11 protein-coding genes are annotated in these 17,207 nt (G+C 70.3%); 8 read left to right on the top strand and 3 right to left on the bottom strand.

Features of this window, described 5'->3' with window-relative positions:
* The first annotated feature begins 98 nt into the window (after positions 1-98).
* Positions 99-1,745: an acetolactate synthase large subunit gene (locus ACOZ90_RS13610; RefSeq protein ID WP_422894188.1), complete on the top strand. Its 1,647-nt coding sequence runs from the start codon at positions 99-101 to the stop codon at positions 1,743-1,745.
* Between the two features lie 27 nt (positions 1,746-1,772).
* Positions 1,773-3,239 carry an aldehyde dehydrogenase family protein gene (locus ACOZ90_RS13605; RefSeq protein WP_422894187.1) on the top strand — a complete coding sequence of 489 codons (1,467 nt, stop codon included), beginning with the start codon at positions 1,773-1,775 and terminating at the stop codon, positions 3,237-3,239.
* Positions 3,240-3,269: 30 nt separating this feature from the next.
* Here ACOZ90_RS13605 and ACOZ90_RS13600 read toward each other — a convergent pair whose 3' ends face one another.
* Entirely contained in the window at positions 3,270-6,212 is a 2,943-nt protein-coding gene (locus ACOZ90_RS13600; protein WP_422894186.1) for an EAL domain-containing protein, read from the bottom strand.
* Positions 6,213-6,391: 179 nt separating this feature from the next.
* On the opposite strand from ACOZ90_RS13600, the gene ACOZ90_RS13595 reads away from it, so the two are divergent.
* The 4 genes from ACOZ90_RS13595 to ACOZ90_RS13580 all read left to right on the top strand — a co-directional run bounded on the left by ACOZ90_RS13595 (position 6,392) and on the right by ACOZ90_RS13580 (position 10,371).
* Entirely contained in the window at positions 6,392-6,967 is a 576-nt protein-coding gene (locus tag ACOZ90_RS13595) for an RNA polymerase sigma factor (protein WP_422894185.1), read from the top strand.
* Positions 6,964-7,929 (top strand): hypothetical protein, encoded by a 966-nt coding sequence (locus tag ACOZ90_RS13590; protein WP_422894184.1) that lies wholly within the window; start codon positions 6,964-6,966, stop codon positions 7,927-7,929. The genes ACOZ90_RS13595 and ACOZ90_RS13590 overlap by 4 nt, the downstream gene beginning before the upstream one ends.
* The gene (locus ACOZ90_RS13585) at positions 7,926-8,513 is read left to right on the top strand and encodes an IMPACT family protein (RefSeq protein ID WP_422894183.1); all 588 of its coding nucleotides are present in this window, start codon (positions 7,926-7,928) and stop codon (positions 8,511-8,513) included. The genes ACOZ90_RS13590 and ACOZ90_RS13585 overlap by 4 nt, the downstream gene beginning before the upstream one ends.
* Before the next feature lie 67 nt (positions 8,514-8,580).
* Positions 8,581-10,371: an ABC transporter transmembrane domain-containing protein gene (locus ACOZ90_RS13580; RefSeq protein ID WP_422894182.1), complete on the top strand. Its 1,791-nt coding sequence runs from the start codon at positions 8,581-8,583 to the stop codon at positions 10,369-10,371.
* A 1-nt stretch (position 10,372) separates the two neighbouring features.
* Here the strand turns inward: ACOZ90_RS13580 and ACOZ90_RS13575 are convergent, their stop codons facing one another.
* Positions 10,373-11,890 (bottom strand): fumarate hydratase, encoded by a 1,518-nt coding sequence (locus ACOZ90_RS13575; protein WP_422894181.1) that lies wholly within the window; start codon positions 11,888-11,890, stop codon positions 10,373-10,375.
* 83 nt (positions 11,891-11,973) lie between these two features.
* Between ACOZ90_RS13575 and zwf the strand changes: the two genes are divergently transcribed.
* Both zwf and pgl read left to right on the top strand, forming a co-directional pair.
* Positions 11,974-13,395 (top strand): glucose-6-phosphate dehydrogenase, encoded by a 1,422-nt coding sequence (gene zwf / locus ACOZ90_RS13570; RefSeq protein ID WP_422894180.1) that lies wholly within the window; start codon positions 11,974-11,976, stop codon positions 13,393-13,395.
* Complete coding sequence (gene pgl / locus ACOZ90_RS13565) at positions 13,392-14,132, top strand: 6-phosphogluconolactonase (RefSeq protein ID WP_422894179.1); 741 nt, start codon at positions 13,392-13,394, stop codon at positions 14,130-14,132. The genes zwf and pgl overlap by 4 nt, the downstream gene beginning before the upstream one ends.
* A gap of 40 nt (positions 14,133-14,172) precedes the next feature.
* On the opposite strand, the gene ACOZ90_RS13560 is transcribed toward pgl, so the two are convergent.
* On the bottom strand, positions 14,173-17,163 hold the full coding sequence (locus ACOZ90_RS13560) for a TonB-dependent receptor domain-containing protein (protein ID WP_422894178.1): 2,991 nt from the start codon (positions 17,161-17,163) through the stop codon (positions 14,173-14,175).
* Positions 17,164-17,207 lie beyond the last annotated feature (44 nt).

Here is a 17,207-nt window from a genome sequence, read left to right as displayed (position 1 = left end):
CTTCGCGCGTAAGACGCGCTCCTACGGGGGAGGTCATCGCCTGGTGATCACGCGGCGCGGCCTATGGTGGGACGTCCTGCATCAGGGCCATCTCCATCATGTCCAAAGCGTCCGACCTGTTTGTCGCCGGGCTCGAAGACGGCGGCGTTGAGTATGTGTTCGCCGTGCCGGGCGAGGAGAACCTCGACCTCGTCGAGTCACTGCGCACCTCGAAGATCCGGCTGGTACTGACCCGCCACGAGCAGGCCGCAGGATTCATGGCCGCCACGGTGGGACGGCTGACCGGCGGTGCCGGCGTGTGCCTGGCCACGCTCGGGCCCGGCGCGACCAACCTGGTCACCGCGGCCGCCTACGCCCAGCTGGGGGCGATGCCGATGCTGATGATCACCGGCCAGAAACCCATCCGCACCAGCCGCCAGGGCCAGTTCCAGATCGTGGACGTGGTGGCGATGATGGATCCGCTCACCAAGTACACCCGCCAGATCGTGTCCGCGGACATCATCCCCGCGCGGGTACGCGAGGCGCTGCGCCGGGCGGAGGAGGAGCGCCCCGGCGCCACCCACCTCGAGCTGCCGCAGGACATCGCCGGCGACCAGACCGATGCAAGGCTGATCCCCGCTTCACACTCGCGCCGGCCGCTGGCCGAACACAAGGCGATCGAGCGCGCGGCCGCCGCCATCCGCCAGGCCCGGCGCCCGCTGCTGATGGTGGGCGCCGGAGCGAATCGCAGGACGACCTCGCGCATGCTGGCCGCCTTCATCGACAAGCTCGCCATCCCCTTCTTCAGCACCCAGATGGGCAAGGGCGTGATCGACGAGACCCACCCGCTGTGGCTGGGAACGGCGGCGCTGTCGGATCATGACTTCGTCCACCGCGCCATCGACGAGGCCGACTGCATCATCAACATCGGCCACGACGTGATCGAGAAGCCGCCGTTCTTCATGCGCGAGGGCCGGCGCACGGTGATCCACGTCAACTACTCCAGCGCCGTGGTCGACCCGGTGTACTTCCCGCAGGTGGAGGTGGTCGGCGACATTGCCAACGCGGTGTGGCAGCTGGCCGAGGCGCTGGAGCCGCAGCAGCACTGGGACTTCGGCTGCTTCGACCGCGCGCGCTCGGCGCTGGCCGGGCACCTGCGCGATCGGGCCGAAGACGACCGCTTCCCGATGGTCAGCCAGCGCCTGGTGGCGGACATGCAGCAGGTGCTCGGGCCCGCGGACATCACCTGCCTGGACAACGGCCTGTACAAGCTGTGGTTCGCACGCAACTTCCGCTGCCGGCAGCCGAATACCCTGCTGCTGGACAACGCCCTGGCCTCGATGGGCGCCGGCCTGCCTTCGGCGATGGCGGCGCGGATGGTGCATCCGGATCGGCGCGTGGTCGCGGTGTGCGGCGACGGCGGCTTCATGATGAACTCGCAGGAGCTGGAGACCGCGGTGCGGCTGGGCCTGGATCTGACGGTGATCGTGCTGCGCGACGATGCCTACGGCATGATCAAGTGGAAGCAGGCGCACGAGGACTATCCGGAATTCGGCATGGACTACGGCAACCCGGACTTCGTGAAGTATGCGGAAAGCTACGGCGCGCGCGGGCACCGGGTGGAGTCGGCCGAGGCCTTTGCCCCGCTGCTGAGCGAGGTGCTCGACCGCCCCGGGGTGGATCTGGTGGAAGTGCCGATCGACTATTCCGACGACGACCGCATCCTCAACGAGGACATCCCCCGCCTGAGCGCGGCAATCCAGTAAGCGTCTGCTGATACGGGAACCATCCTGATGGCGAAGAAGAAGACCACCAACAAGCGCTTGCGCGGCAGCCTGTCCGACAGCTATCCCTACTACCTGGCCAACGCGCCGGTGGCGGCCAATGCCGACCTGGAAGTGCGCAACAAGTACACCGGGCGCATCGCCACGCGGGTGGCATTCGCCGATACGGCAGCTGTGCGCAAGGCGATTGCCGCCGCCCACCGCGCCCGCGGCCCGATGCAGGACTTCCCCCCGGACGCGCGCCGCGACGTGCTCGAACACTGCGTGCGCCGCTTCGGCGAACGCTACGAGGAGCTGGCGCTGGCGCTGTGCATCGAGGCCGGCAAGCCGATCAACGACGCCCGAGGCGAGGTCGACCGGCTGATCGACACCTTCCGCATCGCTGCCGGCGAGGCCACGCGGGCGGAGGGCGAAACCATCGAGCTGCAGATCTCCGAGCGCACCCGCGGCTACCGCGGCATGGTCAAGCGCGTGCCCATCGGCGTGTGCAGCTTCATCACCCCGTTCAACTTTCCGCTCAACCTGGTCGCGCACAAGGTCGCGCCCGCGATCGCGGCCGGCTGCCCGTTTGTGCTCAAGCCGGCCGCCAAGACGCCGGTCGGCGCGCTGATCATCGGCCAGGTGCTGGCCGAAACCGACCTGCCTCGCGGCGCGTTCTCGATCATGCCCTGCAGCAACGACGACGCCGCGCTGCTGGTCGAGGACGAGCGCATCGGCCTGCTCAGCTTCACCGGCGGGATGATCGGCTGGGATCTGAAGGCCCAGGCCGGGCGCAAGAAGGTCACCCTGGAGCTGGGCGGCAATGCCAGCTGCATCGTCGACGCGGATCCGGGCGTGGATCTGGCGCAGCTGGTCGATCGGCTGGCGTTCGGCGCGTTCTACCAGTCCGGGCAGAGCTGCATCGGCGTGCAGCACGTGCTCGTCCACCGCGAGCTGTACGAGCAGGTGCGGCGCAGGCTCAAGAAGAAGGTCGCCGGCCTGCGCATGGGCGATCCGCGCGAGGAGCAGACCTTCATCGGCCCGGTGATCGATACCGGCGCGGCCGAACGCATCGAATCCTGGATCGAAGAGGCGGTCGACGGCGGCGCCAGGCGCCTGGCCGGCGGCCCGCGCGAGGGCAACATGGTGCCGGCCACGCTGATGGAAGGCGTGCCGCCCGACTGCGACCTGTACCGCAAGGAGGTCTTCGGCCCAGTTGCCTGCCTGCAGCCGTTCGACGACTTCGACCAGGCGCTGGCCATCGTCAACGCCGGCGACTTCGGCCTGCAGACCGGCGTGTTCACCGCCAGCCTGGAGCACGCCATGCGGGCCTGGGATCGGCTCGAGGTCGGCGGCGTCATCGTTGGCGACGTGCCCAGCTTCCGCGTCGACAACATGCCCTACGGCGGGGTCAAGGCCTCGGGCCTGGGCCGCGAGGGCGTGCGCTACGCAATCGAGGATATGACCGAGCCGCGTTTGCTGGTGATCAAGGGGTAGAGGTCGCGGCCGCCGCTCCCGGGATGCCGGCTACGTCCCCACCGCGCTGAAGCCGTCCTGATCCGCGGCAGCGCGCAGCCTGTCGGACACCCCGCCCGCGCCCTCCCCCAGCGGCGCCGGCCGCCCGAACAGGAACCCCTGCCCGAACTGGCAGCCCAGCTGCAGCAGCACCTCCTGCTGGCGCGGCGTCTCCACGCCCTCGGCGATGGTCTGGATGCCGATGGTGCCGGCCAGGGCCAGGATCGCCCGCACCAGGGCCAGGCTTTCGGTGCGCGCCTCGCCGTCCAGGCCGGCGACGAAGCTCTGGTCGATCTTGAGCGACTGGATCGGGAACCGGTGCAGGTAGGACAGCGCGGAAAACCCGGTACCGAAATCATCCAGCAGCGCCACCACCCCACGCTCGCCCAGGGTGTTGAGCGTGCGCAGGGCGCGCGGGGCGTCATCGAGCAGCGCCACCTCGGTGATCTCGATCCGCAGCCGGCCCGGATCCACCCCTTCCCCGTCCAGCAGCGCCAGCAGCCGCTCGGCGAAATCGTCGGAATGGAAGTGCCGCGGCGACACGTTGATGGACACGTAGCCGCTCGGCAGCAGCCGCAGCTGCCGGGCCACGTGCTGGTAGAGCAGCCAGTCCACCTGTTCGATCAGGCCGCTGTCCTCGCCCACGCCGATGAAGTCGGCCGGCAGCAGCACCCCGCGGATCTCGTGGTTCCAGCGCAGCAGCGCCTCGTAGCCGGCCACCTCGCCGGTCGCCAGCCGCACGATGGGCTGGAACCAGGGCTCGAACGCATCGGTGTTGATCGCCCGGCGCAGATCCGCCTCCAGGTCCAGCAAGCGCGTGGCCTCGGCGCGCATGGCCTCGTCGAACACCGCGCTGCGCGCCCGCCCGCGCTCCTTGGCCCGGTACATGGCGGCGTCGGCGTCGCGGATCATTTCCTCGCCGTAGCGGTAGCGCGGCTGCCACACCGAGATCCCGATGCTGGCCGAAGGAAACAGTTCGCGCCCGGCGATCCACACCGGCCGCGAAAGCTCGCGCAGCAGGCGCGCGGCCACCGACTCGGCGGCATCGGTCGTGGCCACGTTCTCCAGCAGCACCGCGAACTCGTCGCCGCCCAGCCTGGCGACCGTATCGTTGGCATTGAGCGCGCGCCGCACCCGGCGCCCGGCCTCGATCAGCATGTCGTCGCCGGCGGCATGGCCGGCGCTGTCGTTGACCAGCTTGAAGCGATCCAGATCCATGAACAGCACGCTGAACGGGATCGATCCCGGCTCGTGCATGTGGGTGATCGCCGCGTCCAGCTTCTCCAGCAGGTGGGCGCGATTGGGCAGTCCGGTGAGGTCGTCGTGGCGGGCCTGGTCGAGCAGGCGCTGTTCGGCGCGCATGCGCTCACCGACCTGCGCACGCAGCTCGCGGTTGGCCTCCCTCAGCTCGCGCGTGCGCGCCTCCACCCGGAACTCGAGCTCGGCGTGCGCCGCCCGCAGCGAGTCCTGCGCGCGCTTGCGCGACAGCGCGCTGCCGATGTGCTGGGCGATGAAGGTCAGCAGTTCCTGGTCGCGCTGCTCGAAGTGGATATCCGGCGAATGGCTCTGCACCGCGATCACGCCCACCACGATTCCGTCCAGTTCCAGCGGCACGCCCAGCCAGCTGTGGGACAGCGCGCCGCGATTGACCAGTTCACCAGTGGTCTCCAGCCGGCTGATCGCCTCCCGGTCGGCCAGCAGCGCGGTGCCGCAGCGGATCACGTACTCGGTCAGCCCCTTGGTCAGCCCGCGCGACGAGCGCACCGGATCACGCTCGTCCACCGAGTACGGGAACTCGATCCGTTCGCCGTCCGGCGACAGCGTCGCCACGTAGAAATTCCTGGCGTACAGCAGGCCGTCCACCAGCCCGTGCACATCGGCGTAGAAGCGCTCCAGGCTCGCCGCCGTCACCGACAGCTCGCTGATCCGGAACAGCACCCGCTGCAGCCGCTCCGAACGCTGCCGCTCGTCGATCTCCGCCTGCAGCACGGCATTGGCCCGCTGCAGTTCCAGGGTGCGCTCGTCGACCCGGCGCTCGAGCTCCTCGCGCGCCTGGCGCCGATCCACGGCGGTCAGGATGTGCTGGGCCACGTATTCCAGCAGCGCCCGGTCTTCATCGGAATAGCTGTACGCATGGTCGTAGTTCTGGACGACGATCGCCCCGCCCACCACGCCGTCGCGACGCATCGGAACCCCGAGCCAGGCCGCGCTGTCGGGGCCCTGGCTGGGGTCGTGCGGCACCTGCAGCGCCTTGCGGACGGATATCGAGCTGCCCCTGTGCGCCCTGCCGTCGCGCAGCAGCGCCACAGTCAGGCTCGCCGGCAGGCGATCCAGCTTGATCTCCTCCCCGGGGTCGTACTGCCACGGGTCGAACTGGTCGACGAAGTACAGGAACCGCAGCACCTGCCTGTCGCCGTCATGGAGCACGATGTAGAAGTTGGCCGCCCACATGAGCGAGCCGACCACGGCGTGGATGCGCGCGAGCATCTCGTCCATTTCCAGCTGCGAGCCGGACAGGTCGGAAATCTCGTACAGGGCCTGCTGCAGCTGCTCGGACTTGCGCAGCGCCCGCACCTGGCCCGATGCGCGCTCGGCGCGTACGAACGTCTCGATGAGCCCGGGCGCCAGCCGCTGCCAGCGCGCGGCAATCCCGGCCGGCACGTCCGCGCCGGCGTCGGACATCACCACCACCCGGAGCGCCTCATCCTCCCAGACCAGATCCAGCCCCCGGGCCCCGGCAGCGTCCAGCTTCCCGCCCGCGGCCCGCTCGGCAGCCCGCAGCAGCAGGGCCTCGCCGGGGGTGCCGGCGGCAACCTGCTCGACCGCTCCGGTGCCGTCCGCCCAGGCCAGCGCCACCCCCGCGCCGGCCGGCAGCAGCGCTGCCAGCGCCTCGACCAGCGTCCCGGCCGCATCCCCGCCCGCCGACGGACTGCCCATCATCAACTTTCGCTCCATCCCGCACCGGATCCCCCATGCCGCACCTTATGGTAACGGCTGGTCACGGCAAAACAGGCAAACCCCGTTCTCCGCCCGCAGCCGTTGGCGTGTCCATGAACGTCCCGGCAACCGTTCTTTCCCGCCCCGGCGCGCCGGCAAGCTTCACCTTCCCGCGGCCAGCGCTTAACCTGCCACCGGTGAAGGATCCCGCCCCCGCCGCCACGCTCCAGCAGGCGCCCGACGACGAGACGCTGATGCTGGCCTATGCCGGAGGCGACCCCGCAGCCTTCGAACAGCTGTACGGGCGCCACCGCGAGCGCCTGTACCGGTTCCTGCTCGGGCAGCTGCGCAACCCCGGGCTGGCCGACGAGGTGTTCCAGGACGTCTGGCAGCGGGTAGTCAGCGCGCGCAGCGGCTGGCAGCCCGATGCGCCATTCGCCACCTGGCTGTACCGGATTGCCCGCAACCGCCTGGCCGACCACTGGCGGGCGCGCCGCCACCGGCCGCCGGCCCCGGCCGATGCAGACGAGCGGGTGGCGCGTGTACCCGACGACGACACGCCCGAGCGCACCCTGTCCGGGTTCGAAGAGCGCCGCAGGCTGGCGCTGGCACTGGAGGAGCTGCCGGACGAGCAGCGCGAAGTGCTGCTGCTGCGCCTGCAGCAGGAGCTGACCCTGGAGCAGATCGGTGAAATCACGGGCGTGGGCAGGGAAACGGTGAAATCCCGCCTGCGCTATGCAATGGACAAGCTGCGCGCGAGACTGGCCCCATGAGCCGCGACCACGACCCGCTGGATCGGGAAGAACGCGCACTGGCCGATGCGCTGGCGCGGGCGACGCCGCGTGCGGGGCCGCCGCCCGCGGTGGACGCGGCCATCCTCGCCAGCGCGCGCCGGGCGGTGCAGGCGGGAGGCACTACCGGCACCCGCCGGCCCCGAACCCGCCGCCGCTGGCCGGCCGCGCTCGGCGTTGCGGCATCGCTTGCGCTCGCGGTGGGCATTGCCTGGCAGCTGCGGCCGGCGCCCGATGCGGTGGCGCCCGCGGTCGGCGAAGGGCCGCCCGCGGTTTTTGACGCCCCGCCGCCCGCGCCCCTTGAACCGGCACAGGCAGACGGGGCGCCGGTCCACGAAACGGGGGCCCCGCCGGCCAGTGAGCCTGCGGTGGAGCCGCCGCCCGTTCGCGAGCCGGCGCCACCGGCGCCTGCCGCCATGCGTGCCGCGCCGCCCGTCCCAGAAAAGGCCAGCGAACCGGCTTCGGTGGAGGAGTCCGCTGAAGCACAGGCGGCTCCAGCCCCGCCTGCGCAGCCCGCTCCAGCTGCCACCCCGGCCGCCGCGCCGCCACCGGCACCCGCCAGCCAGGCGGAAAACCGCCAGCCCGTGTTCAAACCTTCGGCACTGCCGGTGGACACCGCGATCGGCCGCGAGCGCATCCGCCAGGACGCCAGCGGGCAGGCCGCCCCGGCGCGGGCAGCGCTGCCGGCACCGCCCGCTCCCGAATCCACGGCGGCGGCCAGCCGGGCCACCGCGGGCGACATCGTGTTCGAGCACGAGGGCCTGGACGACGAGCCGCCGGCAACCGTGGATTCGCCTCAGGCCCGCCGCGCCTGGCTGGACCGGATCCGCGAGCTGCGCGAGGCCGGCGAGCTGGACGCCGCGCGCGAAAGCCTGCGCGAGTACCGGCGCCGCTATCCCGGCCTCGACCTCCCCGGGGATCTGGAAGGGCTGCTGTCCGAATGACCCTGGACACGCTGGCCGCACCCGCCTCGCATGAGATCGAGGTCAAGCACAGCCGTTTCCTGGCCCGCGCCTCCGCGGTGGCCGGCGCCGATGAAGCAATGGCCTGGCTGCAGTCGGTGAGCGTGCCGGAGGCCACCCACAACTGCTGGGCCTGGCGGGTCGGCGACGACTACCGCTCCAGCGACGACGGCGAACCGGCGGGTACCGCCGGCCGCCCGATCCTGGCCGCCATCGACGGCCAGGGCTTCGACCAGGTGGCGGTGGTGGTGATCCGCTGGTACGGCGGCATCAAGCTCGGCGCCGGCGGCCTGGTGCGCGCCTACGGCGGCGCCGCGGCCGAATGCCTGCGCCAGGCCGCGCGCAGCCCGCTGGTCGAATACGCCGAAGTCGCGCTGCACGCGCAGTTCGAAGACCTGGGCGCGGTTCACGCGGCGCTGGACGCGTTCGAGGCGGAAAAGATGGCCGAATCCTTCGACACCGCCGGCGCCCGCTTCCACCTGCGCCTGCCCGCGGCCCGGGTGGAGCCGCTCAGGATCCACCTGCGCGACGCCAGCCGCGACCGGATCCGCTTCGAAGACGCCTGAAGCGCGCAACTCCTACAATGTGCGGCTTGCGCCGGGCCCGGCGCCCCGCCCCAAGACCAGCCAGTCCATGAGCGAACCCGCCCAGACCGACAGCCCCGCACCCGCGGAAGATGCCGCACCCGCGAAGGCGAAGCTCGGCGTCCTGCGCACGCTGGGGCCGTTCCTGGCCCGCCAGCGCGGGCTGCTGGTGGCCTGGCTGCTGGCGCTGGCGGCCTCCTCCACCGCCACCCTGAGCCTGCCGGTGGCGGTGCGGCTGATGATCGACCGCGGCTTCAGCGACGCGGCCAACGTCAACATGGCCTTCGCGGTGCTGTTCGGCGTCGCCCTGGCGCTGGCGCTGGCCACCGCGCTGCGGTTCTTCTTCGTCTCGCTGCTGGGCGAACGGGTGATCGCCGACCTGCGCACGCGCCTGTACGGCCACCTGGTGGGGCTGGATCAGGACTTCTTCGAGCGCAGCCGCAGCGGCGAGCTGGTCTCGCGGCTGTCGGCGGACACCGAGCTGCTGCGCGGGGTGATCAGCTCGGGCATGTCGGTGGCCCTGCGCAGCGTCATCACCGTGCTCGGCGGCCTGGCGATGATGGTGGTCACCAGCCCGCGGCTGGCGGCCTGGACGCTGGTCGGGATCCCGCTGTTCGTACTGCCGATCGTGCTCGGCGGGCGCCGGCTGCAGAAGATCTCGCGCTCGGCCCAGGACCGCATCGCCGACGCCAACACCCTGGCCGCGGAAACGCTGGGCGCGATCCGCACCGTGCAGGCCCACGCCCGCGAGGTCTGGGAACGCTCGCGCTTCTCCGAGGCTGTGGCGGTTTCGGTGGCCACGGCGCGCCGCCGCATCGGCACCCAGGCGGTGGTCACCGCGGCCGCGATCACCCTGATCTTCGGCGCCATCACCATCGTGCTGTGGTCGGGGGCGCAGGACGTGGTGGCCGGGCGCATGAGCCCGGGCACGCTGGGCCAGTTCGTGCTCTACGCGCTGCTGGCCGGGGGCTCGGTGGGCGCGCTGGCCGAGGTGTGGAACGAGCTGCAGCGCGCGGCCGGCGGCATGGGCCGCATCAACGAGCTGCTGGTGGAAACGCCGATGCTGCGCGCGCCCGAGCATCCGCGTGCGCTGCCCGTGCCGGTGCGCGGCGACATCGTGATGGATCAGGTTCGCTTCCACTACCCGTCCAGGCCCGAGGTGGCGGCGCTGGACGACTTCAGCCTGCACCTGCGCCCGGGCGAGACGGTGGCGCTGGTCGGGCCCTCGGGCGCCGGCAAGAGCACGGTGCTGGGCCTGCTGCTGCGCTTCCACGACCCGCAGGCGGGCGCGGTGCGCATCGACGGCCTGGACGTGCGCGAGCTGGATCCGGCCGAACTGCGCGGCCACATCGCGCTGGTGCCGCAGCAGCCGACCATCTTCGCCACCAGCGCGCGCGAGAACATCCGCTACGGCCGGCTGGAGGCCGATGACGCCGAAGTCGAGTCCGCCGCGCGCATGGCCGAGGCCCACGAGTTCATCAGTTCCCTGCCCGCCGGCTACGGCGAAGAACTGGGCGAGCGCGGCACGCGCCTGTCCGGCGGCCAGCAGCAGCGGGTGGTGATCGCCCGCGCCCTGCTGCGCGACGCGCCGATCCTGCTGCTGGACGAAGCCACCTCGGCGCTGGACGCGCAGAGCGAACGCGCGGTGCAGCACGCGCTGGAGAACCTGATGCGCGGGCGCACCACCCTGGTCATCGCCCACCGCCTGGCCACGGTGCTGCAGGCGGATCGGATCGTGGTCATGGATCAGGGCCGGATCGTGGCCGAAGGCACCCACGACGAGCTGCTGGCCCAGGACGGCCTGTACGCGGAACTGGCCCGCCTCCAGTTCCTGCACTGACTCAGGCGACGACGACCGGGATCTTTCCGATGCGGGCCTGCCATTCGCGCGGGCCGGTTTCGTGCACGGACTCGCCGCTGGCGTCGACGGCCACGGTCACCGGCATGTCCTGCACGGTGAACTCGTAGATCGCCTCCATGCCCAGGTCCTCGAACGCGACCACCTTCGCCGCCTTGATCGCCTTGGACACCAGGTAGGCCGAACCGCCGACGGCCATCAGGTACGCCGAGCCGTGCTTCCGGATTGCCTCGATCGCCGCCGGCCCGCGCTCGGCCTTGCCGACCATGCCCAGCAGGCCGGTCTGCGACAGGATCTGGTCGGTGAACTTGTCCATGCGCGTGGCCGTGGTCGGGCCGGCCGGGCCGACTACCTCGCCCTCCACCGGATCCACCGGGCCGACGTAGTAGATGAAGCGGCCGGCCAGCTCCACCGGCAGCGTCTCGCCCTTGTTGAGCATGTCGACCATGCGCTTGTGCGCGGCATCACGGCCGGTCAGCAGCCTGCCGTTGAGCAGCAGGGTCTCGCCCGGCTTCCACGAGGCCACGTCCTCGCGGGTGACCGTATCCAGATCCACGCGGCGGCCCTTGGACGCGTCGTAGGTGATCTGCGGCCAGTCCTCCAGCGAGGGTGGATCCAGCATCACCGGGCCGCTGCCGTCCAGGGTGAAGTGCGCGTGGCGGGTGGCGGCGCAGTTGGGGATCATCGCCACCGGAAGGTTCGCGGCGTGGGTCGGATAGTCCTTTATCTTGATGTCGAGCACCGTGGTCAGGCCGCCCAGGCCCTGGGCGCCGATGCCCAGCGCGTTGACGCCGTCGAAGATCTCCAGGCGCATTTCCTCCAGCCGGTTGGACGGGCCGCGGGCCTTGAGGTCGACGATGTCGATCGGCTCCATCAGCGACTCCTTGGCCAGCAGCATCGCCTTCTCCGCGGTGCCGCCGATGCCGATCCCGAGCATGCCCGGCGGGCACCAGCCCGCGCCCATGGTCGGCACCGTCTTCAGCACCCAGTCGACGATGGAGTCGGACGGGTTGAGCATGGCGAACTTCGACTTCGCCTCCGAGCCGCCGCCCTTGGCGGCCACGATCACGTCGACCTTGCCGCCGGGAACGACCTTGAAATTGACGATCGCCGGGGTGTTGTCACCGGTATTGCGGCGCGCGCCGGCCGGATCGGCCAGCACGCTGGCGCGCAGCTTGTTCTCCGGCAGGTTGTAGGCCCGGCGCACGCCCTCGTTGACCATGTCCTCGATGCCCATGGTGGCGTCCGGCCAGGTCACGTCCATGCCGATCTCCAGGAACACGGTGACGATGCCGGTGTCCTGGCAGATCGGCCGGTGGCCCTCGGCACACATGCGCGAGTTGATCAGGATCTGCGCCATGGCGTCCTTCGCCGCCGGGGATTCCTCGCGCTCGTAGGCGGCGGCCAGGTTCCGGATGTAGTCCACCGGGTGGTAATAGCTGATGTACTGCAGGGCGTCGGCGACGGACTGGATGAAGTCCTGCTGGCGGATCTGGGTCACGGCTGGCTCTGGGCTGGGGGTAGCCGCCCATTTTAGTGGCTCCCGTGCCGGTTGCAGCCCACCACCTTTGGTATCGTCGGGCGATGCACGACACCCTGCTCCTGTTCGGTGCCACCGGCGACCTGGCCAGGCGCTACCTGTTCCCCTCGCTGCGCAACCTGCTGCGCGAGCGCCTGCTGCCGCGCTCGTTCCGGATCGTGGCGGTCGGGCGCACCGCGCACGGTGACGAGGGATTCCGGCAGTGGCTGCGCGAGCGGCTGGAGCGGGACGACGATAGCCACGGCGGCGCGCTGGACGACCTGCTGGCACGAACCGCCTACCACGCGGTGGATCTCAACGACGGCGAGGCGATCGCCGCGGCGCTGTCCCGGTACTCCGACCGCCCATCGGTGAGCTACCTGTCCACCCCGCCCGACCTGTTCATCCCGGCCTGCCGCGGGCTCAAGGCCGCGGGCCTGCTGGAGCCGCCCTCGCGGCTGGTGCTGGAAAAGCCGATCGGCCGCAACCTGGAGTCGGCGCGCAGGATCAACGCGGTGCTGGGCGAAGCGCTGGACGAGTCGCGGATCTTCCGCATCGACCACTACCTGGGCAAGGCACCGGTGCAGAACCTGATGGCGCTGCGGCTGGGCAACACCCTGCTTGAAGCGGTCTGGAACCGGCAGTGGATCGAGTCGGTCGACATCCTCGTCGCCGAGACCGGGGGCGTGGAGGGGCGCGAGGACTACTACGCCGGCTATGGCGCCCTGCGCGACATGGTGCAGAACCACATGCTGCAGCTGCTGGCGCTGATCGCCATGGAGCCGCCCGCCTCGCTCGACGCCGACAGCGTGCGCGACGAGAAGCGCAAGGTGGTGCGGGCACTGCGGCCGATGGGCGCCGAGGGCGCCGGACTGGACAGCGTGCGCGGACGCTACGGCGACGGCGTGGTCGAAGGCCGCGCGGTCTCCGGCTTCAGGCACGAGCGCGACGTGGAAACCTTCGTGGCGGTGCGCGCATGGATCGACAACTGGCGCTGGTCGGGGGTGCCGTTCCGGCTGGTGACCGGCAAGCGCATGCCCGCCCGCATGACCGAGGTGGTGGTGACCTTCCGGCCGGTGTCGCACTGGCTGTTCGAACGCCCCAGGGCCGCGCGCGCCAGCCCCAACCGGCTGCGGGTGCGCCTGCAGCCGGAGGAAACCATCGAGCTGGGCCTGATGGGCAGCCTGGCCGCGCCCGAGTGGGGGGCGACCGAGCTGAAGCCGATGCTGCTGGATCTATCCATGTCGCCGGCGATCGAACGCAGGATCGCCTACGAGCGACTGATGATCGACGCCCTCAAGGGCGACCAGACCCTGTTCGTGCGCGAGGACGAGGTCGAGGCGGCCTGGAGCTGGATCGACAGCATCTGCAGCTCCTGGGAACAGGCCGGCGTGGGGACGCATGAGTACCCGGCGGGATCGTGGGGGCCGGAGGGCGCGGAGCCGTTCCTGCCACCCACGGTACCGGGGCGCGGAGCAGGCGGATGAGCCCGGACGCAAGCACGCCGTCCCCCGCCGACCTGTCCGGGCGGATGCGCCTGCACAGCTACGACTCGCTCACCCAGTGGGCCTGGGGCGCGGCCGTGTCGATGGCCTCCGCGCTCGGCCGCAGCCTGGAGGAACGCCCGCGCGCGCGGCTGCTGCTGTCCGGCGGCAGCACGCCCGGGCCGGTCTACGGCGCGCTGTCCAAGGCGCCGCTGGACTGGGGGCGGATCGACGTGGCGCTGGTGGACGAACGCTGGCTGCAGCCCAGCGACCCCGACAGCAACGCCCACCTGGTGCGCGAGACGCTGCTGCGCCACCAGGCCAGCGATGCCCGCTTCGAAACCATCACCCGCCAGGGCCGCAGCATCGAACAGGCGGTGGCAACGGCCAACATGCACGCCCGCAGTCCCGCCGACGTGGTGGTGCTCGGCATGGGCGAGGACGGCCACACCGCCTCGCTGTTCCCGCACATGATGGGGCTGGAGGACGCCCTGGCCACGTCCGCCGCCTATGTCGCGGTCGATGCCAGCGGCTGTCCCGGCGCGGGCAGCCTGCCGCGCCGGATCAGCCTCACCCCGGCCGGCCTGCAGCCCGCGCACACCCGCATCCTGCTGATCCGCGGCGAGCGCAAGCGCGAACTGCTCGAAAAGGTGGTCGCCGGCGACGACCCGATGGAATACCCGGCGCGGATCGCCCTGCTCACGCCCGGCGCGGTGCTGCACGTGCACTGGTGCCCTTGACCCGCAAGCCACCGCGGCCAGAGGGGCGCGGCTGGGCGCGCTACCAGTTGATACCGAACGACAGCTTGAACGAGCGGGTCGGCATGGCGATGTCCAGGTTGCGCGAGCCGCGATCCGGGTTCGGCCCGTTCACGTCGCCCCACCAGTCGTTGTAACTGGTCCAGTTGCGCCAGTTGAAGACGTTGAGCAGGTCCGCGCGCACGTAGAACTCCAGGTCGGTGCCGGTGTTCCAGGTCCGGGTGGCCGCCAGATCGAACTGCTTGTAGCCCAGGGTGCCGTCCGGCTTGTACGCATCCCAGCGGCAGAGGTTGCCGCCCTGCAGGCAGTTTTCCCCGATCCGCGGCTTCATGCTCTCCAAGGTGAGCTTGCCCGACCAGGTGACGCCCCAGGGACCGTCCCAGATGCCGGTACCGACAAAGCGGTGCTCGGCCACCCCGCGTGCGGGCAGCCAACCGATGGCGTCGGTGTCACGGGAGGAGAAGATCTCCGGCCAGCCCTCCGGCGGGATGTTCTGCTCGCCGTCGGTCCAGGTGTAGGCCAGGGTCACGCCCCAGCCGGAGTCGTCGCTAAACGGCTTGTCGAGCTTGAGGAACAGCGAATTGGCCCGGGTCTGCGCCATGTTGTCCACCAGCAGGATGCTGCCCACCGGCGAGGCGAACCCCCACGGCGCACCGGAAGTGTCGCCGGGGTTTTCGTAGAAGCTGCCGTCCTCTCGCCGGTTGCCCAGCCGGAACACGATGCCGTCGTGGCTGCGCACGTGCGAGAGCGTGACCTCGCTGTTCCAGCCGTGGCCGAACATGTCGAACAGGTTGCGCACGCCCAGGCTGAACTGATCCGAGTACGGAACCTCCAGATCGTTGTTGTTGAGGTACCACTCGCGGCCGGTGGACAGGGTCTGCGCCAGTTCCCGGAGCGCGGCGGGATCGGAATACGCCGGATCCCAGCCGATGCAGCCGGCCTGGTTCCTGCACTCGCCGTCCGCCTCCACGAAAAAGGCGTTGTAGCGGGCGAAGCTGGCCCGGTTCATCTCGATCTGCAGGTAGTCGAACAGGTTGCGGTCATAGGCCCTGCCGGCCCCGCCGAAGACCACGAAGCGCCCGTCCGCGTTGACGTCGTAGGAAAATCCCAGCCGCGGCTGCCAGGCCCCCTTGTATGAGCCACGGCTGCTGCCATCGGCAATGTAGTCCTCGATGTCGTAGTCCACGTTCGGGCCCTGCAGGTTGCTCCAGCCACGCAGCGCGGCGGCCACCTCCGGCGGCGTCACCCAGTCCTCATAGGTGTCGGTGGTTTCGTAATCCCAGCGCACGCCCAGGTTCAGGGTCAGCCGGTCGGTCACTTCCCAGTCGTCCTGGATGTAGATGCCGAACTGCTTGTTGCTGGAGGTGGTGAAGCCTTCCGCGGTACCCGGGATGCCGGTTGCGAACTCGGCCTGGTAGGGCTGATCCAGGCTCACCCCGATGTCGTAGTAGAACTGCGGATTGGCGTAGTGGCGCTCGACCGCCCTGACCTCCACGTCCTTGAACTTCACGCCCATCTTCAGCGTATGGCCCGCCCAGCCGAAATAGGTCAGGTCATTCTGGAAGCCCCAACCCTGCTGCCCCTTGTCCTGGTTGTTCGGGTTGCCGCCCGCATTGAGGATCGTCCCCACCTGCTGGCGCTCGCCGGGGGTGGACAGATCCGACACGCGCAGCCCGTAGCCGGGATCGCGGATCAGCCCATGCGGCGCCCACGAGGTGTCCTCCCAGGTCAGGTGCATGTCGTTGAGCCAGTCCATGTTGCTGAACTGCCAGCGCAGGTCGTAGCGCGCCACGTCGTTGACGTTGAGTGCGGCGCGCTCGGGCAGGTTCTGCCCGCCCACGCCCACCTGCTCTTCCTCCTCGCGCACCTGCGCGGTGAACTCCAGGAAGTTGGCGTCATTGATCGCCCAGCTCAGCTTGCCGAAGTACATGTCCTGCTTGAACGGGGAGCTGGCCGGGCCCAGCTGGGCCAGCAGGCCGGCAGGCACGTCGGCCACGTCGTAGCGCCCCACCTCGCCCAGTTCGACCGCGCGCGGGCTCTCGTACTCCTTGGCCTCATAGGCGACGAAAAAATGCAGGCGGTCGCGGATCAGCGGGCCCGAGAACGACGCCCCGTACTGCTCCTCCTTGGACTCCACCTTTTCACCGTCGCGCTCCTCGATCGGCGTGGCCTTGCGCCAGTCCGAGGACGTCCTGTCCCAGAAGAAGTTGCCCTGGAACTCGTTGGTTCCCGAGCGGGTCGCGGCCACGATCGCGGCGCTGCTGATCTGGTCGAACTCCGCCTTGTAGTTCTGGGTGATGACCTTGTACTCGCCGATCGCGGACTGCGGGAACGGATTGCCGCGGCTGGAATCCTGCCCCGCCACCCCGCCGGGCAGGGTGTAGCTCTTCTGTCCCACGCCGTCGATGAACACGTTGACGTTGCTCGCCCCCTGCGCGCCCGAACGCAGCCGGGTATTGCCACCGGCGTCCTGGATGAATTGCACGCCCGGCACGGTGTCGGCGAACGCGAGGAAGTTGCGCGTGCCCTGCGGCAGCGATTCGATCTGCTGCTGCGACACGTAGGTGGCGATCTCTGAGGTACGGGTCTCCACCAGCCGGTCGGCGGTGACGACCACCGCGTCCATCTCGGTGGCGTCCCCGGCCACGGCGGCCACCGCGGCGTCCATGCCCAGATCCAGGCGGGCCGTCTGTCCGACCGCCAGGCTCACGGTTTCGCTGCCGGACTGGCCGTTGGCCACCACGTCCACCCGGTAGGTTCCCGGCGGCAGCCCCGCCAGCACATAGCTGCCGCCGGCAGTGGACTGGACGCTGCGGCTCAGCCCGGTATCGACATTGGTCGCGGTGACGCTGGCGCCGGGCGCGGGCGCCTCGTCAACCAGCACCTGGCCGCGCAGCGAGGCACCGGTGGCCTGGGCCATCGCATCCGGGGCGCCAAGCAGCAGGACACCGGCCAGGGCGCAGCCGAGCACGGAACGGGAAAAGGGCCTGGAACGGGGGAAAGCAATGGCCATCCTGTACGCCTTGGGGGAAGAAGCGGCGTGCACATGACGAGGGC

This window comes from Luteimonas dalianensis (assembly GCF_049339425.1).
Classification (GTDB): Bacteria; Pseudomonadota; Gammaproteobacteria; order Xanthomonadales; family Xanthomonadaceae; genus Luteimonas; species Luteimonas dalianensis.
This window is presented reverse-complemented; position numbering and strand designations above follow the sequence as displayed.